Source organism: Trinickia acidisoli, from assembly GCF_017315725.1.
Lineage (GTDB): Bacteria > Pseudomonadota > Gammaproteobacteria > Burkholderiales > Burkholderiaceae > Trinickia > Trinickia acidisoli.
Genome location: NZ_JAFLRG010000001.1, coordinates 900721 through 926765, shown reverse-complemented (window position 1 = coordinate 926765; position 26045 = coordinate 900721). Strand labels below are relative to the sequence as shown.

General features: G+C 61.3%; 28 protein-coding genes, 1 tRNA gene, 2 pseudogenes and 1 riboswitch. Of the genes and pseudogenes, 15 read left to right on the top strand and 16 right to left on the bottom strand.

From position 1 onward, the window contains the following. The first annotated feature begins 116 nt into the window (after positions 1-116). A complete protein-coding gene (locus J3485_RS04230) occupies positions 117-509 on the top strand; it encodes a DUF3318 domain-containing protein (RefSeq protein WP_242538476.1) in 393 nt (130 codons plus the stop codon). Positions 510-571: 62 nt separating this feature from the next. Here J3485_RS04230 and J3485_RS04225 read toward each other — a convergent pair whose 3' ends face one another. The 7 genes from J3485_RS04225 to glyA form a co-directional block, all read right to left on the bottom strand. Beyond that, positions 572-1117: a type IV pilin protein gene (locus tag J3485_RS04225; RefSeq protein ID WP_277991590.1), complete on the bottom strand. Its 546-nt coding sequence runs from the start codon at positions 1115-1117 to the stop codon at positions 572-574. Between the two features lie 99 nt (positions 1118-1216). Beyond that, positions 1217-1834, bottom strand: coding sequence for a pilus assembly PilX family protein (locus tag J3485_RS04220; RefSeq protein WP_206951313.1), 618 nt, complete (start codon positions 1832-1834; stop codon positions 1217-1219). Next, positions 1831-2679, bottom strand: coding sequence for a PilW family protein (locus tag J3485_RS04215; protein ID WP_206951312.1), 849 nt, complete (start codon positions 2677-2679; stop codon positions 1831-1833). Before J3485_RS04215 ends, J3485_RS04220 begins: the two co-directional genes overlap by 4 nt. Continuing rightward, positions 2679-3146 (bottom strand): type IV pilus modification PilV family protein, encoded by a 468-nt coding sequence (locus J3485_RS04210; protein ID WP_206951311.1) that lies wholly within the window; start codon positions 3144-3146, stop codon positions 2679-2681. The genes J3485_RS04215 and J3485_RS04210 overlap by 1 nt, the downstream gene beginning before the upstream one ends. Beyond that, positions 3143-3730 carry a GspH/FimT family pseudopilin gene (locus J3485_RS04205; RefSeq protein ID WP_206951310.1) on the bottom strand — a complete coding sequence of 196 codons (588 nt, stop codon included), beginning with the start codon at positions 3728-3730 and terminating at the stop codon, positions 3143-3145. The genes J3485_RS04210 and J3485_RS04205 overlap by 4 nt, the downstream gene beginning before the upstream one ends. A 174-nt stretch (positions 3731-3904) precedes the next feature. Further along, the gene (gene nrdR, locus J3485_RS04200; protein WP_206951309.1) at positions 3905-4384 is read right to left on the bottom strand and encodes a transcriptional regulator NrdR; all 480 of its coding nucleotides are present in this window, start codon (positions 4382-4384) and stop codon (positions 3905-3907) included. 6 nt (positions 4385-4390) lie between these two features. Then, complete coding sequence (glyA, locus tag J3485_RS04195) at positions 4391-5638, bottom strand: serine hydroxymethyltransferase (RefSeq protein ID WP_206951308.1); 1248 nt, start codon at positions 5636-5638, stop codon at positions 4391-4393. A 160-nt stretch (positions 5639-5798) separates the two neighbouring features. Beyond that, a riboswitch (ZMP/ZTP riboswitch) is annotated at positions 5799-5898 on the bottom strand. Positions 5899-6177: 279 nt separating this feature from the next. On the opposite strand from glyA, the gene ybgC reads away from it, so the two are divergent. The 8 genes from ybgC (at position 6178) to J3485_RS04155 (ending at position 11809) form a co-directional block, all read left to right on the top strand. Beyond that, a complete protein-coding gene (gene ybgC, locus J3485_RS04190; RefSeq protein ID WP_206951307.1) occupies positions 6178-6648 on the top strand; it encodes a tol-pal system-associated acyl-CoA thioesterase in 471 nt (156 codons plus the stop codon). Between the two features lie 153 nt (positions 6649-6801). Beyond that, entirely contained in the window at positions 6802-7479 is a 678-nt protein-coding gene (tolQ, locus tag J3485_RS04185; protein ID WP_206951306.1) for a protein TolQ, read from the top strand. Between the two features lie 10 nt (positions 7480-7489). Next, complete coding sequence (gene tolR, locus J3485_RS04180) at positions 7490-7939, top strand: protein TolR (RefSeq protein WP_206951305.1); 450 nt, start codon at positions 7490-7492, stop codon at positions 7937-7939. Beyond that, the gene (gene tolA, locus J3485_RS04175) at positions 7936-8958 is read left to right on the top strand and encodes a cell envelope integrity protein TolA (RefSeq protein ID WP_206951304.1); all 1023 of its coding nucleotides are present in this window, start codon (positions 7936-7938) and stop codon (positions 8956-8958) included. The genes tolR and tolA overlap by 4 nt, the downstream gene beginning before the upstream one ends. Before the next feature lie 111 nt (positions 8959-9069). Beyond that, a complete protein-coding gene (tolB, locus tag J3485_RS04170) occupies positions 9070-10362 on the top strand; it encodes a Tol-Pal system beta propeller repeat protein TolB (protein WP_206951303.1) in 1293 nt (430 codons plus the stop codon). A gap of 19 nt (positions 10363-10381) precedes the next feature. Next, positions 10382-10894, top strand: coding sequence for a peptidoglycan-associated lipoprotein Pal (pal, locus tag J3485_RS04165; protein WP_206951302.1), 513 nt, complete (start codon positions 10382-10384; stop codon positions 10892-10894). 22 nt (positions 10895-10916) lie between these two features. Beyond that, positions 10917-11666 (top strand): tol-pal system protein YbgF, encoded by a 750-nt coding sequence (ybgF, locus tag J3485_RS04160; protein WP_206951301.1) that lies wholly within the window; start codon positions 10917-10919, stop codon positions 11664-11666. 67 nt (positions 11667-11733) lie between these two features. Next, positions 11734-11809, top strand: a tRNA-Lys gene (locus J3485_RS04155). Between the two features lie 62 nt (positions 11810-11871). Here J3485_RS04155 and J3485_RS04150 read toward each other — a convergent pair. Next, positions 11872-12258 carry a DUF1493 family protein gene (locus J3485_RS04150; RefSeq protein WP_206951300.1) on the bottom strand — a complete coding sequence of 129 codons (387 nt, stop codon included), beginning with the start codon at positions 12256-12258 and terminating at the stop codon, positions 11872-11874. Next, positions 12255-12689 carry an STM2901 family protein gene (locus J3485_RS04145; RefSeq protein WP_206951299.1) on the bottom strand — a complete coding sequence of 145 codons (435 nt, stop codon included), beginning with the start codon at positions 12687-12689 and terminating at the stop codon, positions 12255-12257. Before J3485_RS04145 ends, J3485_RS04150 begins: the two co-directional genes overlap by 4 nt. A gap of 219 nt (positions 12690-12908) precedes the next feature. Between J3485_RS04145 and J3485_RS04140 the strand changes: the two genes are divergently transcribed. The 5 genes and pseudogenes from J3485_RS04140 to J3485_RS04120 all read left to right on the top strand — a co-directional run. Continuing rightward, entirely contained in the window at positions 12909-14378 is a 1470-nt protein-coding gene (locus J3485_RS04140) for a type II secretion system protein GspD (RefSeq protein WP_242538475.1), read from the top strand. A 67-nt stretch (positions 14379-14445) separates the two neighbouring features. Further along, positions 14446-14820: a hypothetical protein gene (locus J3485_RS04135; RefSeq protein WP_206951298.1), complete on the top strand. Its 375-nt coding sequence runs from the start codon at positions 14446-14448 to the stop codon at positions 14818-14820. Positions 14821-14834: 14 nt separating this feature from the next. Beyond that, entirely contained in the window at positions 14835-15092 is a 258-nt protein-coding gene (locus tag J3485_RS04130; protein ID WP_206951297.1) for a hypothetical protein, read from the top strand. A gap of 1022 nt (positions 15093-16114) precedes the next feature. After that, positions 16115-16795 (top strand): annotated as a pseudogene (locus tag J3485_RS04125) (YqaJ viral recombinase family nuclease); the annotation flags it as partial. Positions 16796-16864: 69 nt separating this feature from the next. Further along, a pseudogene (locus J3485_RS04120) lies at positions 16865-17662 on the top strand (recombination directionality factor); the annotation flags it as partial. Between the two features lie 294 nt (positions 17663-17956). Here J3485_RS04120 and J3485_RS04115 read toward each other — a convergent pair. The 5 genes from J3485_RS04115 to J3485_RS04095 form a co-directional block, all read right to left on the bottom strand. Further along, the gene (locus tag J3485_RS04115) at positions 17957-19009 is read right to left on the bottom strand and encodes a 2Fe-2S iron-sulfur cluster-binding protein (protein ID WP_206951295.1); all 1053 of its coding nucleotides are present in this window, start codon (positions 19007-19009) and stop codon (positions 17957-17959) included. A 45-nt stretch (positions 19010-19054) separates the two neighbouring features. After that, on the bottom strand, positions 19055-19984 hold the full coding sequence (locus J3485_RS04110) for a diiron oxygenase (RefSeq protein ID WP_206951294.1): 930 nt from the start codon (positions 19982-19984) through the stop codon (positions 19055-19057). Positions 19985-20084: 100 nt separating this feature from the next. Next, complete coding sequence (locus tag J3485_RS04105; protein WP_206951293.1) at positions 20085-20987, bottom strand: EamA family transporter; 903 nt, start codon at positions 20985-20987, stop codon at positions 20085-20087. A 113-nt stretch (positions 20988-21100) separates the two neighbouring features. Beyond that, the gene (gene asnB, locus J3485_RS04100) at positions 21101-23008 is read right to left on the bottom strand and encodes an asparagine synthase (glutamine-hydrolyzing) (RefSeq protein ID WP_206951292.1); all 1908 of its coding nucleotides are present in this window, start codon (positions 23006-23008) and stop codon (positions 21101-21103) included. Positions 23009-23023: 15 nt separating this feature from the next. After that, on the bottom strand, positions 23024-23809 hold the full coding sequence (locus tag J3485_RS04095; protein WP_242538473.1) for a crotonase/enoyl-CoA hydratase family protein: 786 nt from the start codon (positions 23807-23809) through the stop codon (positions 23024-23026). 151 nt (positions 23810-23960) lie between these two features. Between J3485_RS04095 and J3485_RS04090 the strand changes: the two genes are divergently transcribed. Beyond that, a complete protein-coding gene (locus J3485_RS04090; RefSeq protein WP_206951291.1) occupies positions 23961-24758 on the top strand; it encodes an AraC family transcriptional regulator in 798 nt (265 codons plus the stop codon). Between the two features lie 266 nt (positions 24759-25024). Here J3485_RS04090 and J3485_RS04085 read toward each other — a convergent pair whose 3' ends face one another. Continuing rightward, the gene (locus tag J3485_RS04085; protein WP_206951290.1) at positions 25025-25312 is read right to left on the bottom strand and encodes a PAAR domain-containing protein; all 288 of its coding nucleotides are present in this window, start codon (positions 25310-25312) and stop codon (positions 25025-25027) included. Beyond that, on the bottom strand, positions 25309-26040 hold the full coding sequence (locus tag J3485_RS04080) for a hypothetical protein (protein ID WP_206951289.1): 732 nt from the start codon (positions 26038-26040) through the stop codon (positions 25309-25311). The genes J3485_RS04085 and J3485_RS04080 overlap by 4 nt, the downstream gene beginning before the upstream one ends. Between the last annotated feature and the right edge of the window lie 5 nt (positions 26041-26045).

The following is a 26045-nucleotide window of genomic DNA, read 5'->3' as shown; positions in this document are numbered from 1 at the left end:
TGGCCACGATTCTCGGCCCTTTGGACGACCGAACCCTTGCCCCTATGAGCCAAACCCCATCGCCCAACTCGGCGTACCGCAGGCGCTCCCCGGTGCGGGACGCGAGCACCTTGCAGATGCGTGCCGTCCGCAAGGAGTTGCTGTTGCTGCGCGCCGACGTCGAGCGCGCGGAGTTCGCCCAAGCACGTGCCGAGCTTCATCGAAAGTTCGCGAACCTCAGTTGGATCAAGCTGCTCGTGCCGGGGCTCGGCGGGCTGCGCGGCAAAGGCTCGGGCCGCAGCGTCAACGCGACGCTCAGCGACTGGGTTCTGCATCATCCGCTCGTCAGCTCGCTCGCTTCGTTCGTCTTGGCCAAGCCGTTACGCGCGACGGTGGCGGCCGGCGCCAAGCCGCTGCTCAAGTGGGGTACCATGGGGGCCGTCGCTTGGACGGGCCTGCGCGCGTGGAGCCGCTTCTCGCGCAAGCGGCGCGGACAAACGGCTGCGGATGATGCGAACGATCACTCGTAGCGTCGGGTTGTCGCAACGAGGCATCGCAACGAGTCGTTGCGTCGCGCCTTAAGCGGCTCGCCTTAAGCGGCTCGCCCCGACCAGCACGCATCGACGCCCGCACTATCGACCTCACTACCTAGATTCGAGCGCACGCCCAACCCATCGAGCACGAAGGTGCCGCACGCATCGCCTCGCATCGGGCCGTTGTTAAGCGGTACGGCCCGCAGTTCGTAACCGCCGCCGGCATCCCCGACCGGCAACACGTCCAGCCGATAGACGGCGCGCCCTGTCGCGGGTATCCGGTCGAGACCGGGCGGCAAAGCGAGCGCCGGCACGGGCGCCACGGCGAATGCTCCGGCGGACACGTATTGCGCGGCACGATGCAGCGCGATCACCGCGTCGACTCGATGGCCCCGGGCCGTATAGGTGACGTAAGCCGGCACCGCATAGGCAGCCAGCACGGCCGCCATCGCGAGCGCGATAACCAGTTCGAGCATCGAAAAGCCGCCGATGCGACTTTCTTCGGGGATGTCTTCGGGGATGACGTCCGTCGTAGCGGCGATGCCCGGTGCGACCGGCAAGTCGGATCCGCCGACGCTAGTTCGTCGCTTCTTCGAAGTAGTCATCTCGCAGTTCATTTCATCCCAGTTCCGTCGCGAATTTCCGATTTCAGGCGTAACGATCTCAATCGTTGGTCTTGCGCGCACCGAACAGCCACCGCGCGATCAACTCCCGGTCGAGGCCGTCACGATGCGCCGCCATACGCGACGCTCGCTGCCCGCCTCGCGCACGATCGTGAGTTGGCGCCACGCTTGTGTAGATTCGACCGAGCCGAACCCACGCGCGGTAATCCAGTACGCGCGCGTACCGGGTTCGGGAGCGGGAGCGGGTTCGTCTTCCATGGACACTGCCTCGACCAGACACTGCGGCGCGCGTGCCGATCCGGGCCACAACGGCACCGGCTCGTACGCCGCAAAGTGATCGAATGCCTCGGTCTTCGCCCACCGCGCCGATCCATCGCCAAGCGCCGGCAGTACCGGAGCCACACCCGCTCGCAAGTCGTCGGCACACAGTGCGAGTGCACCGTCCGCCGCTTGCGTCGCGCGTAGATGCTCGTAGATGTTTGCGGCGTAGCGCCTATGAGCGATCGACGCTTCGAGCCAGACGGCGGATGTCGTCAGCATCGCCGACGCAAGCATCAACGCACTCGGCAAAGCCATGCCGCGATGCCGAACGGGAGCGCCCACGCGCGCATAGCCGATCGCCTTCGCCGTGCGCCGGTCCGGCTCGCTGCGGTTGCGCGCCATGCTCGGCAGCCGGGCCGATGTTCGTGTAATCGTCATGGTGCCGCCTCCTGGTTGCGCAGCACGAGATGGCGCGACAGCGACAGCCTCTGCCGCCCGTCCGGACTCTCTACCCGCCTCCCATCGCAATCGACGAACGCACGCGTGCCCGAAGCGCTCCGCCCACGTAAGACGACGCATAGATCGACCGCCACTACGTCGTCCCATTGCATCGGCGCAAGCGCTCGAGCGCGAATCGGCGCATCGGCTCCGCGCAGCCAATAGCCGAGCACCATGCGATCGACACCCTCGACGATAGGCTGCGGCGTGCGCGCGCGCCCGTTGCCCGAGCAATAGAGCTCGGGCGCGTCGCGTCGTGAAGGTTGAGCGACGTAGAACCGGTTGACGATCACCGCATACTCGCCGTGGCGCTCCACACCTTGCCCCAAGCAATCGGTCGGTTCGCCGGACGCACCGCGCCATGTCGCCACCGCGTCGTCGGCGTAGCGGACGACCAGACCGTCCGAGTCCACGCGATCCGCTGGATGCACCGTACAGCCGAGTTCGTCATCCGAGCCGCCGCCCACCGGCCGCGCGGACCGACAGCCGAAGACGCCTGGCGTCACGCGAGCACGCAGCGCCGGCTGATCGATAGGCGCATACCCGGCCATTTGAATGTGCTCCCCGACGAGCGTCAGCGCGGCCGCCCCGGCTTCCCGCATCCTCGCCGCGTCGGCCGCTCGCGCGAACGTTTCACGCTGCGCCTGATAGAGCATCAGCCCGCCCGCCAGCACGACGAGCCCCAGCGCAGCCGCAATGAACCATTCGAGCAACACGTGGCCCGCTTGCCCTCGCGGCCCGTGCGGCCCTTGCGACCTGCGATGCTCCACTGCACGGCAGCGCATCACCGGCCGTTCGCGAAGGGCAGCGCGATGCAATGCGCGTGCGCGCCGGCGCCGGCGCCGGCGACGATGCAAGGGTCGCCGCCCGACGCACGTGCCAGTTCCAACGCGCCCGGCGCCTGCGCCCAATGCACGACGACGGCACCCACATCGCCCGCGCCACCCACGCCGCCCATTTCGCCCATTTCGCCGACGACCGATACACGCGCGCCGGGCAGGGCCGCCGCGGCATGTGCTCGCGAACGCGTGAGCACATGCGAAGACACCTCTGGCAAGCGCATGGCTTCGGCGATCGATACGGCCGCCCATGCAGCCTGTTCGCGATGCGTCTGCACATCGGCATCGCGCAACGCCCCGAGCTGCGCCACGGCGGCGCCGAGGATCGAGGTGGCGAGCAACGCAAGCGCAATGAGCACTTCGAGCAACGAAGACCCTTCGCACGCGCTCGCCTGCTGGCCGACGGCGATCATACCGAAGCGCCCCCTTCGCAGCCGCCGCGATCGAGCCGCGCCCGGCCACCCGCAGCAATACGGACGCATCGGCGCAGCCGGTCGTTTTGCCCGTGAGCGGCGGCCCCCGCGGCCGCGAACTCGAACTTGCGAAAGCCCCCGATCACTTGCCCGACAGGCGGCGTAAATTCGACTTGAGACAAGGCAGCGGCCACCGAGACGCCTGCTGCGCGCCGATACATACGCAGCACTTGGCCGGTGCGCCCCGGCTCGGCGACGACGGCCCAGCCGCAAGACCAGCCGAGCGCGCCACGAGCGCAAGCATGTCCGGCCGGCAAACAGCGCGGCACGCCGTCGAGCGGACACACGACGACGCGCACCCCACGCGCGATCGCCTCACCGCGTGCGAGCCTCAGGCTCGCGAGCAACGCCCTGGCCGCGCCGTCGACACGATCGCGCGCGTGCCATTCGCCCAGCATCGGTGCGGCCGCGACGCCCATCGACGCCGCGAGCGCCGTGACAACGAGCAATTCGACGAGCAAAAACCCGCCGCACCGCCTACGACCGCGCGCGCCTGCGCACCTGCACTCGAATACGTCTCGCATGTCCCGCCACTCCCGTCATCGGCATGTCGCCAATCTAGCGGGTGTGGCAGCACGGCACCATCGTCCGTTCGGCCTAATGGCGCGCGAGCACGCCCGCCGCCGACAATGGCGCATCGTGTCGATCGATGGAGAAAAGATGGAGAAAAAAGCGTGGTGGTAAAACGAAAAAACGAACTAGCGCTTGCGCGTGGCCTTCTCTTGCTTCGGCCGGCGAAACTCCTCGATCACGTCCTCGAATTCGGACACGTCTTCGAAGCGCCGGTACACGGAAGCAAAACGCACGTAGGCGATCTTGTCGAGCTGAAGCAACTCGTTCATCACGAGTTCGCCGAGCCGCTCGCTGCGCACTTCGCGCTCCCCACTGCCGAGCAATTGATACTCGATGCGGGCCACGGCCGCGTCGATCGCATCGGCCGCGACGGGGCGCTTGCGCAATGCGAGCTGCATGCTCGCGGCGATTTTGCGGCGATCGAAATCGCTGCGGCTGCCGTCCTTCTTGACCACGGCCGGCAGCGTCAACTCAACCCGCTCGTACGTCGTAAAACGCTTGTCGCAGGCTGGGCAGCGACGGCGCCGCCGAATGGCGGCACCGTCCTCCGATACGCGAGAGTCGACGACTTGCGTATCTTCGTGCCGGCAGAAGGGGCAGCGCATGGGCGATCAGCGATACACGGGGAAGCGCTTCGTGAGCTCGGCCACCTGTGCACGCACGCGCTCGATCGTCGCGGCGTCTTCGGGGTTGTCGAGCACGTCGGCGATCAGGTTGCCCACTTGCTCGGCTTCCTTGGTGCCGAAGCCGCGCGTCGTCATCGCGGGCGAGCCCAGGCGAATGCCGCTCGTCACGAACGGCTTTTCCGGATCGTTCGGAATCGCATTCTTGTTGACCGTGATGTGCGCCGCGCCGAGCACCGCCTCCGCGGCCTTGCCCGTGATGTGCTTCGCGCGCAGGTCCACGAGCATCACGTGGCTTTCGGTGCGGCCCGACACGATGCGCAGGCCGCGCTTGACGAGCGTCTCGGCCAGCACGCGCGCGTTTTCCGCCACTTGCTGCTGGTACGCCTTGAACTCGGGCGACAGCGCTTCCTTGAATGCGACGGCCTTGCCGGCGATCACGTGCATCAGCGGGCCGCCCTGGATGCCCGGGAAGATCGCCGAGTTGATTTGCTTCTCGTATTCGGCCTTCATCAGGATGACGCCGCCGCGCGGGCCGCGCAGGCTCTTGTGCGTTGTCGTCGTGACGAAATCCGCGTGCGGCACCGGGTTCGGGTACACGCCGGCCGCGATCAACCCCGCGTAGTGCGCCATGTCGACCATCAAGTAGGCGCCCACCGACTTGGCGATTTTGGACAGACGCTCGAAATCGATGCGCAGCGAGAACGCCGAGGCGCCCGCGACGATCAGCTTCGGCTTGTGCTCGTTCGCCAGCTTTTCGGCGGCATCGTAATCGATGTCTTCCGCCTCGTTCAGCCCGTAGCTGACCACGTTGAACCACTTGCCCGACATGTTCACGGGCGAGCCGTGCGTCAGGTGACCGCCGTGGGCGAGGCTCATGCCCATGATCGTGTCGCCGGGCTTGAGCATCGCGAAAAACACGCCCTGGTTCGCTTGCGAACCCGAGTTCGGCTGCACGTTCGCCGCCTCGGCGCCGAACAGCGCCTTCACGCGGTCGATGGCCAACTGCTCGACCACGTCGACGTATTCGCAGCCGCCGTAATAGCGCTTGCCGGGATAGCCTTCGGCGTACTTGTTCGTCAGTTGCGAGCCTTGCGCGGCCATCACGGCGGGAGACGTGTAGTTTTCCGACGCGATGAGCTCGATATGCTCTTCTTGGCGATGATTTTCCTGCTGGATGGCGTTCCAGATCTCTGGGTCGACGTTGGCGATGGTGCTTTGGGCTCTGTCAAACATACGCGTTCCGTTAAGGGTGTACAGGTTGGCCGAATCGTGCGCGGGATACGTACTGCTCGTACGCTTGCGCTGCTGGCGGAAGGCCAGCCCTGACGTGGCGGATGAGTCCGTTACGCGGGCGAGCCAACCGCTGGCGACGCAAACGACGGCGCCTCCATGATTCGGCTGCCCAGGCGAACGGCAAAACGGCACCCTGCGCTTCACGGTGGGTTGCTCCACCTTGACCCCGAAGGGTTTTATCGCCAGTCACGCAGGGATGAGCGCGATAGTGTATGTGAAGCGCACTCAATAGGCAATTGGCCGGGGCCGGAGCAGGCGGGGCCAGGGCTGGCGCCCGAGTCGCGGAGCCTGAGTCACGATTTCGAGCGAATACGCGACGCGACGCGGCGCGGCACCGCACCCACAACGCGCGCGCCAGCCATTAAGCAACCACACCATAATCGGCGGCCCGGCGCCCCGAAACGGCTCGTGCGCCGCCATGGTGGCCGGCGCCAGGCAATTTTGAGACCCGCTCGCGCGTTCCGGTAAAATGCCGGGCCATGAACCAGCCAACCAGCCGTCGCGGCGTGCAATTCAGCTTCGATTGGTCGATCCGCGTCTACTACGAAGACACCGATGCGGGCGGCATCGTCTTTTTCGCGAACTACCTCAAGTTCTTCGAGCGAGCGCGCACCGAATGGCTTCGGGCATGCGGCATCGATCAACACCGGCTCGCGCAAGAGAACGGCGTCGTCTTCATCGTCAGCGAAACGGCCGTGCAGTACCGCGCGCCGGCACGGCTCGACGAGATGCTCACGATCGCGAGCCGCATCGAGCGTCTCGGTAAAGCAAGCGTCGAGTTCGTCCAGGAAGCCCGGCGCGGCGACGCGGTGCTGGCCGTCGGCACGATTCGCGTCGGCTGCGTCGAGCTCGCCACGCTCAAGCCGATCGCTCTGCCCGTCTCCGTATCGGACGCATTGCGCCGCGACCCACGTGCATTTGTAGAGGGCGTGTCAACGGCAAACGTCTAATTTCCGTTGATCACTACGTCGATGAACTAGTATCGTGCCGGTCGATACCAAGCGGGGTTCCGCAGTGAAACGCCAAGACTTTCAAGTGGCCGACTAAACCCTTTCCGCGCCTTGCAGCGACCTCGCCGTTCTGACGCATAAGCAGACTTTTTTATGAACAACGCACAAGATTTGTCGATCGTTTCTCTCGTCCTCAATGCGAGTGTGCTCGCGCAGGCGGTGATGGGCCTGTTGCTGCTGCTGTCGCTGATGTCGTGGACGTTCATCTTCCGCAAGTGGTTTGCCATCCGGCGCGCGCGCGCGCAAACTGAACAATTCGAGCGCGATTTCTGGTCGGGCGGCGATTTGCAGGCGCTCTATCAAAGCGCGGCGAACAATCGCCACACGATCGGCGGGCTCGAACGGATTTTCGAGTCGGGCATGCGCGAATTCTTGAAAGGCAAGGAACGGCGGATCACCGATCCGGGCGCGATCCTCGACGGCGCGCGGCGTGCGATGCGCGCCGCCTTCCAACGCGAAATGGACGTGCTCGAGGCCAATCTCGCCTTCCTCGCCTCGGTGGGCTCGGTGAGCCCCTACATCGGCTTGTTCGGTACGGTTTGGGGGATCATGAACGCGTTCCGCGGCCTCGCGAACGTGCAGCAGGCGACACTCGCGAACGTCGCGCCCGGCATCGCCGAGGCGCTGACGGCAACGGCCATCGGCCTGTTCGCGGCGATCCCCGCCGTCGTCGCCTACAACCGCTACGCGCACGACATCGATCGCCTCGCGATCCGCTTCGAAACGTTCATCGAAGAATTTTCGAACATCTTGCAGCGCCAGGCGCATTAAGGAGTACGCGATGGCCGGCTCCACCAACCGTTCCAGCATGCGCGGCGGGCGCTCGCGCCGCGCAATGGCCGACATCAACGTCGTCCCGTACATCGACGTCATGCTGGTCCTGCTCGTCATCTTCATGGTGACGGCGCCGCTCGTCGCACCCTCGATCGTGAATCTACCCACGGTCGGCAGCGCGGCGCCCCAGCAGCAAACACCCCCCGTCGTCGTCAACATTCGCGCCGACGGCAAGATGAGCGTGCGCTACAAGGACGATGCGGGCGGCTCCGAAGAACAGCAGATGACGCGCGCCGATCTGAACAGCTTCGTGACCGAGCGCGAGGTGTCGCATCCCGATCAGCCGGTCGTGATCGCCGCCGACAAGACCGTGCAGTACGAAGCGGTCATGAACGTCATGTCGGACTTGAAGGCGCGCGGCGTAAAGCGCGTGGGCCTGCTCGTCAAATCGCAATGAATCGCAAGCAGTCCGTCTACCCGCTTCAACCGCCTCGCGAGCGCGGTACGTGGCGAGCGTTCGCCCTCGCACTCGTGATGCACGTGCTGCTCGGGCTCTTCCTCTACCACGGCATCCACTGGCAGAACAGCACGCCGGCCGGCGCCGAGGCCGAGCTTTGGACCGACGTCAATCCGACGCCGACGCAGCCCCCTGCGCCGGCCCCGCCCGTGCGCGTGCAGCCGGCGCCGCCGCCCGTCGTCGACCAAGAACAAGCCGACATCGCACTGCAGGAAAAGAAACGCAAGGAGCAAGAAGCCGCCGTGCGCGCAGCCCAACTCGCTGAAGCGCAACGCCAAAAAGCGCTGCAGGAACAGCAGGCGCAGGAGCAAGCCCAGCGTCAAGCCGAACTCGCCCGTGAACAGGCCGCACAGCAGGCGGCGCAGCTCGCCGCGCAAAAGGCCGCGGCGCAAAAGCTCAAGCAGCAGCAAGCGCAAGCCGAGAAGCTGCGCGAGCAGCAGGAACAGCAAAAGCAGGCGGAACTGAAGAAGCAGCAGGAACAGGAACAGCAGCAGCTCGAAGCCCAGCAAAAGGTCGCGGCGGAAAAGGCCGCGAAAGCGAAGGCGCTGGCCCTGCAGCAAGCCAAGCAGAAGCAGCAGCTCGAACAAGAGCGGCGCGTGCGGCTCGCGCAGCTTCAGGGTATGGCCGCGCAGAGCGAAGGCGGCAACGGGCTCGCGAAAGGCGGCTCGGGCAGCGGCTCGGGCGGTACCGCAACCTCGCCGGGCTATTCCGACAAGGTGCGCAGGCGCGTGAAGCCGAACATCATCTGGGGCGGCGAGACCGCGGGGCTCGAAACGGTCATCGTGGTTCACTGCGCGCCGGACGGCCAGTTGTTGTCGGCCTCGATCCAAAAGGGCAGCGGCAACGCCCAATGGGACCAGGCCGCGCTGAACGGCGTCAATGCGTCCAATCCGATGCCGCTCGACACGAACGGGAAGGCGCCGTCGTCGTTCCTGATCACGCTGCGGCCGGCAAGCTGACCGAGGAAGACACATGCGAGGCGCGACGAATACCGGCCGATCAGGAACGATTCCTGCGTCGCACAGTCTCTTGGCTGTCGTGCCATTTTTTCGTTTTATGGGATTTTCAGCATGAGTTTGATGACGAAGCTAGGCTTGAGGACTTTGTTGGCGTCATGCCTGATCGTAGCGGCCGGCTCCGCCCAGGCGCAGCTCAACGTACTCGTGACGGGCGTCGGCTCCACGCAATACCCGATCGCGACGGCGAACTTCGCCGGTGAAACCGGCGCACCGCAGTCGGTCAGCGAAATCGTGCGCCAGGACTTGCAGCGCAGCGGCAAGTTCTCGCTCGTCGACGCCGGTTCCACGCCTGTCTCCGAAACCGATTCCGTCGATTTGGGCGCATGGAAGGCCAAGGGGGCGAACGCGTTCGTCGCCGGCAGCGTCACGCGCAACGCGAACGGCCAATACGACGTGCGTTTCAGGCTTTACGACACGATCAAGGGGCAAAGCCTCGGCGGCTTGTCCTTCACCACGCCGGCGGACAGCCTGCGGCTGACGGCGCACAAGATCGCCGACTACATCTACCAGAAGCTGCTCGGCACGCGCGGCGTGTTCGCGACGCGGCTCTCGTACGTCGTCAAGGTCGGCAACCGCTATCAACTGCAAATCTCCGACTCGGACGGGCAAGATGCGCACGTCGCGCTGTCGAGCCCCGAGCCGATCATCTCGCCGGCCTGGTCGCCCGACGGCACGAAGGTGGCTTACGTCTCGTTCGAAAAGCGTAAGCCGATCGTCTACATTCACGATCTGCCCACGGGGCGGCGCGTGATCATTTCCGATCAGAAAGGCAGCAACAGCGCGCCCACCTTTTCGCCGGACGGTCGCACGGTTGCCGTCGCGCTGACGCTGACCGGCAATACGCAGATCTATGCCGTCAACGCGAACGGCACGGGCCTGCGCCGCCTGTCGCACAGCACGGGCATCGACACCGAGCCGTTCTATTCGCCCGACGGCCAGTCGATCTACTTCACGAGCGACCGAGGCGGCCAGCCGCAGATCTACAAGATGCCCGCGCAGGGCGAAAGCGCCGGCGCCGCGCAGCGCGTGACGTTCACCGGCAACTACAACACGAGCCCGCGCGTGAGCCCCGACGGCAAAGAACTCGCCTATATTTCTCGCGTCGGCGGTGCGTTCAAGCTCTACGTCCAGGACCTTGAGACCGGCGTCGCCACGGCGCTGACCGACACGACACATGACGAATCGCCGAGCTTCGCGGCGAATGGTCAGTACATTCTTTACGCCACACAGGTGAACGGCCGTGGCGTGCTGGCTGCTGTTTCGACCGACGGTCGGACTCGGCAAATCCTGTCCGTTCGGGGCGGCACTGTGACCGAGCCGTCTTGGGGTCCTTTTATGCAATGACACACAAGGAGAGTAAAAAATGATGTCCAAACTTCGTATTGCATGTGCCGTGGCGCTCGTGGGCGCGTTGGCAGCGTGCCATTCGGGCACGAAGCTGAACGAAAACCCGACGCAAGGCGCGGTCAGCACGCAGCCGAACCCGAATGCGGTCGCACCGGTGTCGGTCGACGAGCTGAACAACCCGAACAGCCCGCTCGCGAAGCGCAGCGTCTACTTCGACTTCGACCAATACACGGTGAAGGACGACTACCAGTCGCTGCTGCAAGCACACGCCAACTACCTGCGCTCGCATCCGAATCAGCATATTCTGATCCAAGGCAACACCGACGAACGCGGTACGGCCGAGTACAACCTCGCGCTGGGCCAAAAGCGCGCGCAAGCGGTGCTCGACGTGCTGAAGAACGACGGCGTGAACAGCTCGCAAATGGAAGCCGTGAGCCTCGGCAAGGAAAAGCCGGTGGCACTCGGTCATGATGAAGCCTCGTGGGCGCAAAACCGCCGCTCGGACATCCTCTATCAGCCGGCGCAGTAATTCGTAACGGGTGACAACGCGTATGACGCACCGTTTCTCCTGGCTGCGCGCAACCGCAGCCGCATGCGTGGCCGCCTCGGCGCTCGTCGCCGTGCCGGCTCACGCCGGCCTGTTCGACGACGATCAGGCCCGCCAAGCCATCCTCGACTTACGTGCGAAGACGGATAACCTCACGAGTCAATTGTCGGCGGCACAGCGCGCGCTGAACGATCAGCAGTCGCGCATGGATCAGCTCAACCAGCAGATCGCGACGCTGCGCGGACAAAACGAGGATCTGGCGAACCAGGTCGCCACCTTGCAGAAGCAGCAGAAGGACTACTACACCGATCTCGACGGTCGGCTCAAGAAGCTCGAGCCGCAGACCGAAACGGTCGATGGAGTCCAAGGCACGGTGCAGCCTGGCGAGACGGATGCGTTCAACGCGGCGTCGCAGCAGTTTCGCAGCGGCGATTTCAAAGGCGCCGCGGCGTCGTTCCGCAGCTTCATCGCCAAGTACCCGCAGAGCCCCTATCAGCCGACGGCGCAATACTGGCTCGGCAACGCGCTGTATGCGCTGCACGACTACAAGGGTTCGACGGCCACCTGGCAAGGCATCGTGAAGAACTATCCGCAGCACCCGCGTGCACCCGAGGCGCTGCTGGCGATCGCGAACAACCAACTGGAGCAAGGCCAAAAAGCCGCCGCTCGCAGGACGTTGCAAGAGATCATCTCGCAGTACGGCGGGTCGGACGTGGCGCAGACGGCGCAGCAAAAGCTCGCGCAAACGAAGTAGCGAGAGGCGACGCCCGCGGGCCCAAAGTTGACGGGCCCTGGTGCGGCCGCTATAATCGCGCCTCTTTGGGTCGTTAGCTCAGTTGGTAGAGCAGCGGACTTTTAATCCGTTGGTCACGTGTTCGAGTCACGTACGGCCTACCAAAGAAATCAAGGGGTTGCGTGTGAGCGCAACCCCTTTTTCTTTTCCGACTGTCAACGAAGTGTCAACGGATCTGTTGCGTTGCGCCGCTGTTTGTCGTCGCCTCAATTTCGGCGGTATCCCACTTCCCACGACGCATGGCTTCAGCCAGCATGCCCAACGTTAAAGGCACGAGCTCCGGCCGGCGAAAACGCTTCGCAAACAGCCCCAGGAACGACGAGAGCAGTTGCTGACCTTCCGGGCCGAAGTAACGCCTGTACGGAAAGCCCTTCGCCTGCACGTTGAACGTCTCCGCCCATCTATCGATGAATTCGACAGCGTCGAGCCCTGTAAGGCCGAGGTCCTCCTCAAGGCGTGACGTAGGCTGCAAGTTCAGTTGGCCTCCAAATAGAGGCCGGCCGAGTTCTTCTCGTGCGAACGCCTCTAGGCGCTCCCAAGTTGTATCGCTCATAGGGACAGCCGATCATCCGGTTTCGCGAGGCGGTTGTAGGTCACCACTGTATTGCGCATGATCATGAACGCGTCTCGTGCCAAGAACAGTTCGCCGACGACCGGTACTGCTCTGCCGACGAACGCGCCGAGATTGCGCGTAAACGCGATTCGGACGCCGCTAAGTCCGACCTTAGTGATCATCGGCAATCGTACGCGCACCTTAAAAGGCAACAGCTTACGAGCAGTTAGCGAAGCGACCGATGTGCCCGCGGTCGCACCTGCAACTTTGCCTGGTACGGGCACGTCGGCCTGACCGAGCAACACAGCGGATGCCGCAGCTAAGTCATCTAGGCCGAGCTGCTTTCGAGTCTCATCGATTGCCACATAGACAAACAGGTCAGCGGGCGTGAGATTTTGGTGGATGCCGTATGTGTACCGGTTATCGCTCATTCTTTTCTCCGTTCAGCTCGCGTGGGACGCTGCTCTCTCAGCGTTTGGAACCCCGCGCGAAGCCGGTACTTTACACGAGCGAGACATGCGCCCGCCTGGACGCGGACGCTAGTCGGACGAATCTTCTTCGTCGTCCTGTTCCTCTTTCCATGTGGTGATCTCTCTGTCGGTGAGAATTGTCTCGAGCGTGGCCTGGTTGTATTTGATATCGGTCTTCCGATGCACCTCTTCGAAAGCAAGCTCAATCCGGTATCGATTGACGTGCGCGTGAAACTCTTCCAATGGCACCTCGATCATCGCGGCCCGCTCGGGCAACTTCGCGTCGAGTATGTGAACGATAGGGGTGGCGAAATGAGCCGGCTTGCAGTTGTGCTTTGGTTCATTGCCGGCGTGAGCTGCGCTGCCGAGTCGACGGTGCCGACTCTGCCGCCGCTGCCTTCGGTGGCTGGCCTACCGACCGGGGTGGGGCCGGGTCTGCTGGCTGCGCCGTCGCTAGTGCCATTGAAGATGGGCAACGCGAAGTCGGTCGATCTGCGCTTCGTCAACGTCGCCCAGGTGATCGACTTGGTGTACGCGGACATGTTGCAGTCGCAGTATGTGCTTTCTCCCGACGTGCTTACCGACACGCGCTTGGTGTCGTTCCGTTTTGATCGCACCAAGGGAGACATCCGCGACGTGCTGGGCGATTTTCTGGCGTCGCTCGGCTTCGGCGTGACAACGAAGAACGGCGTCGATTATGTGTTTAAGCGCAAGGACGATGATCAGAAGGAAGCGGACAAACAGGTGTTCGTGTACTCGCCCAAGTACCGCACGGCGGACTATCTTTCGCGCTTAGTGCAGCCACTGTTCAGCGGACAGTTCACGATGAATCGCGCGGTGCCTGCTGCTGCGGAGTCGCGGGCCAAGGCCGATGCGCCGCCAACGTCAGCCGCGGCGATGGTTGACCAGTCATCGGATACGATGGTGTTTCTCGGTTCGGCGAAGGAAATCGCACTGCTGAAGTCGGTGCTGCCGCAGGTGGACACCAAGACGGGCCAGGTGGCTATCCGGGCGTGGGTGTATGAGGTATCGACGGAAAATGATCGCACCACGGGCTTCCAGCTCGCCGCGAGTATCTTGGGCGGAAAGCTGGGCGTGTCGCTGGGCGTAGGGACGGTTGATGACAGCGCAAACGCGTTGCGATTGCATGCCGGGTTTCTGGATGCGGCAATCGCGGCTCTCGATTCTGATAGCCGGTTTCATGTCATCACATCGCCGAATCTGCGCGTGGAGTCGGGCAAGCACGGTCGGCTGAACGTGGGGCAATCGGTACCTGTGATTAGCTCGGTCTCGTATCCGACTTCCAGTGGTGCGCAGGTGCAGTCGGTCACTTACGAGGACGCTGGCGTGATTTTCGACGTGATGCCGACGGTGAAAGAGGCCGTAATCGATACCGACGTGACGATTGAGATTTCTGACTTCCAAAAAACCAGTACTGGTGTCAATAACTCGCCGACAAAAAACACGCGTAAGTCCGAAACCACCATGACGCTTCACGACGGCGAAGTAGTCGTGATGGGTGGGCTGAGCCAGGACAAGGATACGAACGTAACGAGCGGGATTCGTTGGCTACCGTCGTTCATGGATGGCCGCAGCGTCTCCGGGTCAAGGTCTGATATTGTGTTGGTCTTGCAGGTGACAAAAATTTAGGGCGACTGCATCTATAAAGTTTTCGTGCATGCGGTCGTTACTGCGGCTTTCGACAAGGAGGACTAGCATGCACCCGATTATCACCCGCTCGTTTGGTGGGCTAACCCGAGCCTACTACATCCGCAATTTCCTTTTCGGCCTGATCTTCCCCGCGATGCTGCTCTTCGTGTTCAGTCACGGCAAAGCACACATGGCGATGAGTGTTGAGGCGTTTCTCACCGTCTTTGTCGCGGCAAACTGTTTTCTCTATCCGTACTCTCGGTTCGTTTATGAGAGCGTTGTTGACTATATCGTCGGACGCAACCTCTTCTTCGTCAACGCGATCCTGATGCTGTTTGTCAAGCTTATGACCATGCTTTTTTGCTGGTATCTGGCTATCGTCATCGCGCCCATCGGCTTGGCGTATCTCTATTTTCGCAATCGCTCGCTGAACGTCGCCTGAAGACGGGGGCCGTAATGCGCGACGAAGATTCGTGGGACTCCCTGGCTTCCGAGCCGCTCGAGCAGGTTTCTGATCTCGTCGACGTGCTGTTGTGGGGATTCGCCGATCCACGTTTTTGGCTTTCCGAGAGTGAAGTACGGCACCTCGCAGAAGTCTTGCGAGGACGGCCGGACGCCGATGCTGAGCCGGTTCGAGAAGCGATTGCCAACTGCGCTGCATACCTTCGGGTCGCTTGCCACGATGCTCATCTGCGTTTGGCTGGCGGCACTTGAAGGTGCCCGCACCACAAGACGTTTCGGGTTTCGCGGATACTTTCTCGGGTTTCGCGGATGTTTGACCGGCCTTGGCCCATCCTCTGCCAGTTGCTCCGTCAAGGCTGGCCGTTAGGCCACGGCGTAGCCGCATGGCCTTGACGGCCACCGTAGAGATAAGCTGGCGAACGGGGTTGCGGTGCAGCCAAGCTGTGCCGCAACCCCGTGGAAGCAGCGTCAACCGGGTGTCAACAGCAATGCGGTTCAATGCGGCTTCAAAGCCCGAGCGTGCGGCCTCAAGTCTTTGATTTGATGGATAAAGCGGGCGCAAAGCGAGCGCATTAAAAGGACTTTTAATCCGTTGGTCACGTGTTCGAGTCACGTACGGCCTACCAAAGAATTCAAAGGGTTACAGCGCTTCTTGCCTGTAACCCTTTGTCGTTTCTGGCGTCGTGTAGGCACCGTGTAGGCATTTCGGGTCTGCTTCAATCAATGTCGATCCATGTCGATGAGCAATGGGCGCCGAATCTCCGAGTGTGTGCTTGGTGGACATCCACTCGGTGCCCCCATCAGCGATTTCGCAACCTTGCCAAGATTCGTTGATCGGGCACACACTCGAGACGGTCGATCCCTGGCGGGCATGGGGGCAACGGAGCAGCCGGGGTCGGTTGAGCCAAGCGCGCCGCCAGGGCCTGGTCATTGGCCTGCTGCGCGGCAATGAGCGCAGAGGACTCGCCGCTCTCTTCCTTGGCTCGCTCAATTCGTGCCCTGCGAGTCGCTTCGGTCACGGCATGGCGACGGAACGGCTCATGCGCACGGCGAGCCACTGACGCGACTTTTGGCGATGCGTTGTTCATGTGGTGTAACGAGGTCCAGGCACCAGCCAAGACCGGCAGCGCAATAACCGACAGAATCACAGCCCGCAATCTCGTTCGTCTTCGCGAATGTCGGCCGAGCACTGGCCGGACCGCCGGGGCAACGTGCAGATCCATCGCCCGCGGTATGGGGCCCTGCAACCCGCGGGGATTTGCCGTTTTGGACGGAACGTCCACATCCAGCATCCAACGGTACCGTTCATGCTGGCTAATGTAGATCGGGAAGTCGTCGGCAACCGCGATGTGCAACTGCTCGAATGCAAGACGGCGGGCGAGTTCGGTGCACGGCTGTGGCGCGACGGTGTGCCCGAGTACGCGCAGTTGCAGGTTCAGCACCAGCTCGCGGTCACGGGCAAGTCGTCTGCCGACGTGGCCGTGCTGATCTGCGGCCAGAAGCTCGAGGTGCATCGAATCGAGCGTGACGACGGACTCATTGCCCGCTTGATCGAACTCGAAGCCGCGTTCTGGCGGCACGTCGAGACCGATACGCCGCCGGCCGCCGACGGCTCGGAATCGGTCGATCGCGCGTTGCGCTGCCTGTATCCGGGCGGAGGTGGCACGGTCGATTTCACGGGCGACCGCCACCTGTCGTCCGTGTTCTCCGATCTGGTCGCCGTGCGCGCCGAAATTGAGGGCCGCCAAACCATCGAGGCGAAGCTGAAGCAGACGATCCAGCAGGCGATGGGCGAAGCCGGTCAGGCGCAGTTCGATACGGGTTCCGTTTCGTACAAGCGCAGCAAGGACGGCATCGGCATCGATCTGAAACGACTGCTGGCTGATCACCCCGAGCTTGCCGTGCGATACGCCATTACGAAACTCGGCTCGCGCCGGTTTCTGGTGAACACCTGAGCCCCCGCTGTTCCTGCTGCCCCCTCCCCCGCTTCACTTCCCCTCTGTTTACGTATACAGGAGAACTCTATGTTGAAAGGCTTGAGCATCACTCCGCCCGTTATAGGGCGCATCAGTATTGGGAGAGTTGTCGAGAAGAACGGCAAACGACTGCCCGAGAAGGACGACCAGTTCACTCTCACGACCCAGATCCAGAACCGCGACGGCTGGCTGCTGCATCCGCTCAACGAGTCGCTGCGCAAGGCCACTACCGGCAAGCTGCGCTCGATCCCTGTCCGGTTCTTGTTCAATGACCCCGACCTGAACCTGCGCGCCGAGTATTCGTGCTTCGACCGCGAGACCGGGCGGCCTATCTGCGTCGGTAACGGGGAGACCTGTCGCCGCGCGGGCGATGCCGGCATCGAGGAACTAGCATGCCCGTCGCCGAACCGCTGCGCGTTCGGCCAGAGCGGCGCCTGTAAGCCCTACGGCCGGCTGAACGTGCTCATCGGCGACGAGGACGGGGACGAGATGGGCTCGTTCATCTTCCGCACCACGTCGTACAACTCGATCCGCGCGCTCGCCGCACGACTGCACTACTTCGCTGCGGTATCGGGCAATCTGCTCGCCTGTCTGCCGCAGGAACTGAAGCTGCGCGGAAAGTCCACCACGCAAAGCTATCGCTCGGCGATCTACTACGTCGATCTCGGTATTCGCTCGGGCAGCACGCTCGAAGCGGCGATCACCCAGGCGCGCGAACTGGATGCGCGGCGCCGGGCGGCCGGGTTCGATCAGGCTGCGCTCGACGCCGCCGCGCGAGCCGGGTTCGCCAACGGCGCGTTTGAGGACAGTATCGAGGAGGGGGCGGCAGTCACGGACGAGTTCTATCTATCCGGCTCGGTCCGGTGACGGCGAGGGTCAAGGTGACGGTCACAAGGAATGGAAGCGGTGAGCGGTCAGGCACTAGGCCGTCGACGTGATCGGCGCAGATCCTTCGGAGCCACGGTAGTTGAGAATAAGCGGACATTGCAGCCGCCAGCAACACTGTCCTACGGGCCGCGAGCGTAATGGTATGCAGCGCCTGACACTTGCATTCGATGGATTCGGCTTTGCGCATGCCCGGGAAGCGCGAGCGCTTCCCGGGTCTCTCCGCGAGGCGCCGAGGTAAACGAGCGGCGGAGGTCAGAGCGCCAGCGTCAATGTCTCGCAGACTGGCTTGCTACAACAAGCCAAGAGGAAACCCCGCTGTCGCTCCGCGCCGGACAAGCCAATGTCCGATGTGGACACGACCTCGCCCTCCAGCAACTGGACGCTGCAGCGCCCGCAAATGCCCATCCGGCATTGACTCGGCACGTTTACACCGTTGCTTTCCAGCGTTTCCAGCAACGTCTTGTCATGAGACGCGCTAATAGATCGTCCGCTGTTTGCGAGTCGTAGCGTAGCGCGGTTCCCCCCTGCATCGCCGGCGTCAGGTCGAGCGCTATCCGCGGCCGCCAAATCGACGCTCGATCGGTGCTGGTCGAGAATGAACGCATCGGGAAAACTGGCGCGGATCTTCACTTCCCAGTCCGATACGAACTTCTCACTGCCACACAGCACGACCGCATCGGGCGCAGCAATGCTGTTTGCCAGTTCACGAGGATCCGGACGGCCCGAATGGAGATATGAAATGCCGGCACGTACGTGCTCGCGCGTAACGAATGTCGCGACCGATAGCCACGAATATTTCGCCTGCAGCGCGAGTAGCTCGGCGAAGTAAATCAGCGCGTCGAAATGCGGCACGCATACGATCAAATGAACGTTCGGCACCTCTGTGCCTCGCTCCGAGAGCGCTGCTAAGCCTCTAACCAAACCCAACGGCAGGGTGATCCCGACTCCCCCGCAGACCATCAAGAGCTGACGGTACCGCAATAGCGATCTGCTCGTCAGCGCCCCGGAGACTTCATCCACAATCAATATCGAATTTTTCGCGAGCGACTGGTGAATGGATGCGGAAACACCGTGGCCCGCCTGGCGCTTGACGGCGATTTCGATTAGGTCGTATTCGGGTCTGCCCGCTATCGAATAGTTTCTCGCCTGAATCTTGTTCGACGCATCCGGGTACTTTAACAGCAAGTGCTTTCCATAGTCGCACTCGTCGTAACGCTCGGAATTCAGCAAGCGCAGCCAGTATGCGTTGACCGAGTTCGACATCCGCACAACATGTTCACATTTGAAATGAAGTGGCCCTTTCATCTGCTTCTCTCAGGTTACCAAGACTATTTTTATCAATGCTTCCCATCATGCTGGCGAGTGAATGGAATCGAATCGAAGCCCCAACTTGTCCAACAACATCATGACGGAATCCTTGTAGACCGTGACCTTGCCCACCTGCTCCGAATCACGAATGATTTCCTTTCCGTGAGGAAATTGCAGCAGTTCGAAGGCGCTTGCCCACGCGCCCAACTCGTTGTCCGCGAACATCTCAACCGTTTGCTGCACGATATCGGCGAAGAAGGAACGCTCGCTTGCCCTGAGCGATCCCACGACATGTTCGGCAACGGTGCTGAATACGCCAGAATGCCCCCATTCATCAATCGCGTGGGATCTCGTCACTTCCCGGCACAATGGTTGGATGTCAGCATCGTCCGAGAGCGTTCTCAAATAGTCTGTGATCAACGTCTCGCTTGCCGCGGCGATCGCGAAGCGCGTAAGCCGGCGCTTGCCATCCGAACCGCACTGCGAAAGCAATCGGTCACGCCACGTCACGAGATTGAAAGCGGTGTAGTCCAGCGGAACCAAGTTGCGGTGTCGATAGACGTAGTTGCTGGCGTCGATCGACATCTTGGTGTGCAAAGCCTCGTCCAGCAACGCCTCGCTCATCGCCTGCTGCAATTCGTATCTCGCCGTCGCGTCCCCGATGGGGCACTTGATCAGGTCCTCGCATGCGGGCGTAACGACGTCACATTCGATATAGACCGTCTTCAGATTGTATATCGCCCACCCATACGACAACACCGCCGATCTCAGTTCGTGCGGCGCATCCTGCCATCTCGGATGCTCGCGGAACGGCACGAGAGTCTCCGCGAAATCCGCCTTCTCCGGCGCAAAGACGATTGACGTCTGATCCATCAGCCCTTGATTGACCATAGCTCGCTCGCGCCACAGTCCCGAGAGCTTTTTCAGCGTTTCTTTGACATGACTAGATTCAACGGAGTCTTCTGTAAGCATGCGGCCACTCTGCGAAAGGTAAAGATTCCGGCCGTGCACCGTAGCGCCGGCCGGTGTTATTGATTTGAACGATGCAGACTGCTGTGTTCGAAACGCTGTATCAGATCTTGGACGCGCTGACGGGAACTGTCCGCGAGATGACCGCGGCGCTCCCCCGGCCGAAAATCCCGATCGCGAGGCCCACGATGATCACCACGATTGACGCCATTTCCACCGGGTGAACACGTTCACCGATGAGGACGATCGAGGTCACGATCCCGAAGACCGGAATCATCAACGAGAGCGGAGCGACCGTCGACACGGGATACAGCTTCATCAGCGAGTTCCATCCCCAATACGAAAAGTGCGTTGCGAGATAAACTTGGAACACGAGCGAAAACACGGCAACGCTGCCGACGTTGTGCCAGGTCGTCACGAACGGCTGCCCGCCCTGGATCAGCCAAGTACCAGCTAACATCGGGATGGGAGGGAAGAGACTGGCCCAGACCATGAACGAGAAAATCTCCTTCACGCCGGACTTCTTGATGATGACGTTGCCGATGCTCCATGCCACCGCACTGAGTACGATCAGCGCAATACCGAATACCTGGTGCGCGCCTTTCTGCGCCAGGAAGATGCCAGCCAAGCCGATCAGCACAACAGTGGCACCGATCCATTGCGCCGGACGCAACCGTTCGCGAAACAACAGAGCACCCCAGAACATCGTGAAAAAGGCGCTCAATTGAATAATCAGGGAGGCGATTCCCGGCGCGACACCCACGGCAATACCATAGTTAATCGCACCCCACATGCCGACGCCGAATATCAATCCATAGGCTGCGACGTAGCCGAAATTAACGGAAGGCCGACGTATGAAAAAGACCAGCGGTATAGCCGCGAGCGCGAATCTGATTCCCGTGAGGACGAACGGATCCATCGAATCGAGACCTAGCTTGGTGATAGGGAAGTTGATGCCCCATACGAAAGTGACCAGCAACGCCAGGGCAAGGTGCTTTTTTTCCATGATGGCTCCAGTGCAAGAAATGCGGTTGGCGGGGCGCGATGGAGTCACTCCCACCGCGCAGTGGTGCGCCGTCAGGCACACCACTGCGGGTGCAGCAAAGCGCCCGCGTCTCGCTAGCGAAGTGCGAAGCGCTTTTGCAGCAAGCAAAGACCGGTGATTTCCATCAACACATGATCTGCCGCGGCGCGCTGTGCCTCGGGAAGCGTGCGCGCAAAGCCGAGGAAATCGCGTACGCTCGATGGCTCGAAGAACGGCAATTCGGCGAGTAATGGGCTAGACAACGTGTCGGCAACAAGTTGGAACATCTTAGACGCCGGATCGAGCGTCGAAGGTGGCGCGCGGAAGTACTGCTTCTTCCGATCGTAGATTTCCGTAGGCAGGTAGGGCCGCATGGCTTCACGCAACGCGTACTTCTCCACGCTGCCGCGAATCTTCATCCATACCGGCAAGCTCGCCGCCTCGTCCACCACACGATGATCGAGCAACGGCGGCCGGCCTTCCAGACTACCTGCCATTTCCAACCGATCTCCAAGGGTTGTCAGCACCAGGTTCGGCAGGCTCGATTTCGCAACAGCGTATAAGGACTTGTTGACCGGATCCCATTGATCGAATGCGGGACCGCCGAGCCTGTCGAAGAACTGCCGATACGGTGCAGCGTGCGCGTGCCGCTCACGGTATTCCTCGCGGAAGAGCTTGGTCAGCGGCCTGAACAACGCTGACTGCGTCTCGATCCAGGAGATGCTGTGCTCAAGATTGCGATTGACCCACTGGACGTCTTCTGTCTGTGCCTCTAGGTAACGGTCGCCCTGGGTTGCCATCCGCTCCGCAAGGCGACGAATCTCCTCGGGGTCCTGGCGATCATGGTTGAAACGAACCATATCGCGCCGGTAATGCGGATATCCCGCGAACACCTCGTCAGCGCCTTCACCAGTCAACACGGCGCGCATTCCCTTGCTTTGGATGAACTTGCAAAGCATATATTTGGCGATACTGTGTGCATTGGAAAACGGGGTTTCCGTGTGCCACAGTGCGTCTTCGAAGTGATCGGCAAGATCGTCCTGGCTCACAGACAACACATGCAATTGCGCATTATTATGCTTCGCGGCGATCTCCGCGTAGCGGCGTTCGTCGTATCCTTGCGCACCTTCGAACGACAAGTGAAACGCATTTAACGATTCGCCGGAGAGTGCGGTTGCAAGCCCCAGCATCGCCGACGAATCGAGACCACCACTCAACGAGACGCCAATGGGTACATCGGCATGGAGCCGCAGACGCACCGCGTCTTCGATTGCGCTGCGTACGCCTTCGATCATCGACGATTCCGTGCGCCCGTGATCGACCGCCGTTTGGGCCGGGAATTGCCAATCCCAATAGGTCTTTTCCTGAATGCCGGCACTGTCCACGAGCAGGAGCGTTCCCGGCTTCACGCTGCGAACGCCCTTGAACAACGTGCGATCGCGCAGGATGAAGCCGCGGCTCGCATACCCGTCGTGGTCCCATTGAGCAGGCACGCCCGCCGCCACGAGCGCCTTGATCTCGGAACCGAAGTACAGTGCGCCATCGTGCTCGGCGTAATACAACGGCTTGACACCGATGCGGTCGCGGACAGCGAGAAGCGTTTCGCGCAGGCGATCGTATATCAGAATCGCGAATTCGCCCCGCAGCTGCTGGAGACCGCGAACCCCGTCTCGCCGGTACAAATGCAGCGCGATTTCGCTGTCAGACGAGGTTTTGAACCGGCATCCTTGCGCCTCCAACTCCGAACGAATTCGAGCGTAGTCGTAAAATTCGCCGTTGACCATCATGACGAAATCGCCTTCGTCCGCGACGATCGGCTGAGTGCCGTTACTGAGTCCGACCAATCCGAGGCGGACATAACCCATTGCTACTTTTCCGTTGGGATCGAACCACGTGGAACAGCTGTCCGGCCCGCGATGATGGATGGCCGCCATCGACGCATCGAGCTGGTTGGCCTTGAATTCAATAGACTGCTTCGAGAGGATTGCGATGTATCCGCACATATGAGCTACCCGGATTTATGGGGTGGTTTTCAGAATTTGAGTTGTCTTCTTGCGATTGAAGAATGCGTCCATGCGCTGCGCCGTCTCGGCGCCGGACTGGGCAACAGCCGCAATCAATGCCTCTGTGAACAGCCCTTCATCGTGACCCTGCTCGACAATGCGCGGCAGTGCATGAATGATTGCGTGATTGGTAATGGGCAGATTCCGTGCTGCCGCAGCGGCGAGCTCGACGGCCTTGTCCACGGCAGTTCCTGGTGGCACGACATACTGAGCGACACCTCGCGCGAGGCACTCTTGCGCAGGAAGGAGACGCCCCGTGAGCATCATGTCCATCATCAACGCGGTGCCTGCCAGCCGAGGGAATCGCACCGACGCACCAAGCCCGACATAAAGACCTCGTGCGGCCTCCGGGAGCTGAAAATAGGCGCTTTCGTCCATTACCCGAATATGACAGGCGCTGGCCATTTCCAGCCCCGCACCGATAGCTGCGCCCGAAAGCGCCGCGACAACCGGTATATGACCAAATTGGATAAGTCGGAATGTTTCCTGCCACTGCCGAAAGAATTGAAAGCAATCGATAACGGTTTTATCTTTCACCTGCGTAAGATCGAGCCCGGAGCAGAAATGCTCCCCTGTGCTGTAAAGTACTGCTGCGCCAACATCTTTGGGGATATTTGAAAATACTTCGCGCAGCTCGAACATCATCGACTTCGGCATCGCGTTCCGCTTCTCGGGGCGGTTTAGCCCAACCATTAGAACGTCGTTTTGTCGAGACACCTTAACAAAGGATTGCTCTGTCAATTAAACCCTCGGATTTTTTTTGGAAAAACGATACTAACGTGTAATCGAGCATATCCGGTTGCAAAATCAGGTTTTCTTATTATAAAATTGGGCCAGCAGCACCGCATCGCGAAACTCACTAACGGCCGGGCGCGAAGCACCGACTGATCCAATGAAAATAGAGAGATTCGATTCGAACGATGGTCCCCATGCGACTGATGTCGCAGTGACGACTCGAACCTTCAAAGCAGGTGAGGTGTTTGCTCGCCACAGTCATGAGGAAGGACAATTCGCCTACGCAGCGACGGGCGGCATTTCGATGTTTACCGATGAGGGGAACTGGATCGTACCCACACAGCGTGCGATCTGGGTGCCCGCGAGCGTCGGTCACGAAATGCATATGCATGGCCCCGTGACGATGTTTAATACATTCATTGGACCGAGGGCGGCTCAACTTGCAGCTTTGCCATCTCATTGCCAGGTTTTCGGGGTTTCTGCATTTGTGCGGCATCTGTTCGACGCGATGTTGGAGCTGCCGGCAGATGCCTGTGCAAGACGCGCGCGGCTAGAAGCGGTGCTGCTCGACGAGATGAGCGAGATGCCGCGTCTTCCATTCAGCGTGCCGTTACCCCAGGATCCGCGGTTGTCACGTGCGTGTCGGCGCATGCTCGACGCGCCGACACAGACGATATCGATCGACGAAATGGCAAGGCTGGCGAATGTCAGCCGGCGAACGTTCACGCGGCGATTCCGCGAAGCGACGGGTCTCAGCCTTGTAGTGTGGAGGCAGCACGTATGCTTGCTCGAAGCCCTGTCTCGATTGAGTCAGGGAGCGAGCGTGAAAGATGTGGCGGTCGATCTGGGATATAGCAGTACCAGTGCTTTTTCTGCCGCGTTCAAGCAGCTTCTCGGGGAGCCACCCGTTCGGTACTGTTCTCGATATCGGACACTTGCGGTGGCGGCTCGTTGAGCGCAATCGATGGGTTGGCTAGAGAACGACAATTATCTTGGCCGGTAGCTCGTCGTCTTCGGCGGCTACGCCGCCTTCGACTCCTCACCACCGGCCAAGGTAACTGTCAACGGACCGACCAAGGTAATTGTCGCTCTCTAGCGACGCATACAGCGTCCCGATGTGGCGCCTCAGGGTCAAACCGCACGGGCGATTTTGCTCGCACCGACAACCGCTCTCTGGCAACGCGCGTCGGACAACGCTCTCCTTTTAGTCGAGGCGGACCATCAAGAGTCGACTGACATCGATTGTTGTGAAGCAACAAGTTTCGGCGGCGGATCGCACTTGCAGATGCAAAGATCGTCGCTCAAGGCCGCATGCCGGCCATCGGGCGCGGTCATCACTTGACGAGGACCGTCGCATTTGATTTTGCCAGTCGTATTACATGCCGGACATTGCACATCGTCGCCCTCGTGGGCGACGTCACGGCGTTCGAATCGGATCGTGGTTGGCTTGGCGACTACCGTTCCGTTCACAGTGGTCTTGTCGTCGTTAAGGATCAGGTAACGCCTCATGATTCGTCGCTCACCACAATGACGGGTTTGCCCTGTGTACGTTCCAGCATTCTTGGCAAACGCACCATCGCGATGTATTGACGCGTTGCGATGCCTGCAATCCATTGCGAAACTGGGAACAAAATCAAGGCACTCAGCAGAACCGGGCCGTGCACGCCAAACACCGGGCTCAGAATCCGCCCAATCACGAGTGACAGCGGCGCAATCAACAACACCAGGTACATGTGCAGCTTTCCAGAGGGACTGCGTGAACTCAGGACCGCCTCCAGCTTCGCGATGTTTTGCAGCCGATACAGCAAAGCACTGCCCGTATCCTCAAATGCATCCTGCACGAAGCGTGAAGTTGCTAACGCTTTGTTGACATCCCGGGCTGTGAATATCATCCAGTGACCGGTCATCACGATACCAAGCGCCAACCCACCCGCATGCATGTATGGAGGCATCGGTGCGAACAGAAAGTAGAAGAAGAAGGGGACGACACCGCAAAAGAAATAAAACGCCGTTACCATGAACAGGTTGGCAAGCCCGAGCGCGACAAGGCGCGACTGCCCGCCGTCCACTAGAACGATGATACCCGGCCCCAGAACAGCAAGTATCGACATGGCCGTAGTTAGCCAAAAAGGCAGCAGCGAAACATGAAACGTCATTTCATAAAAGCCATAGGCAATAGCCACCGAAACAGCGTTAACGAATAGAGTCAACGGAATTGACTTCTTCACCACATCCAATAGAC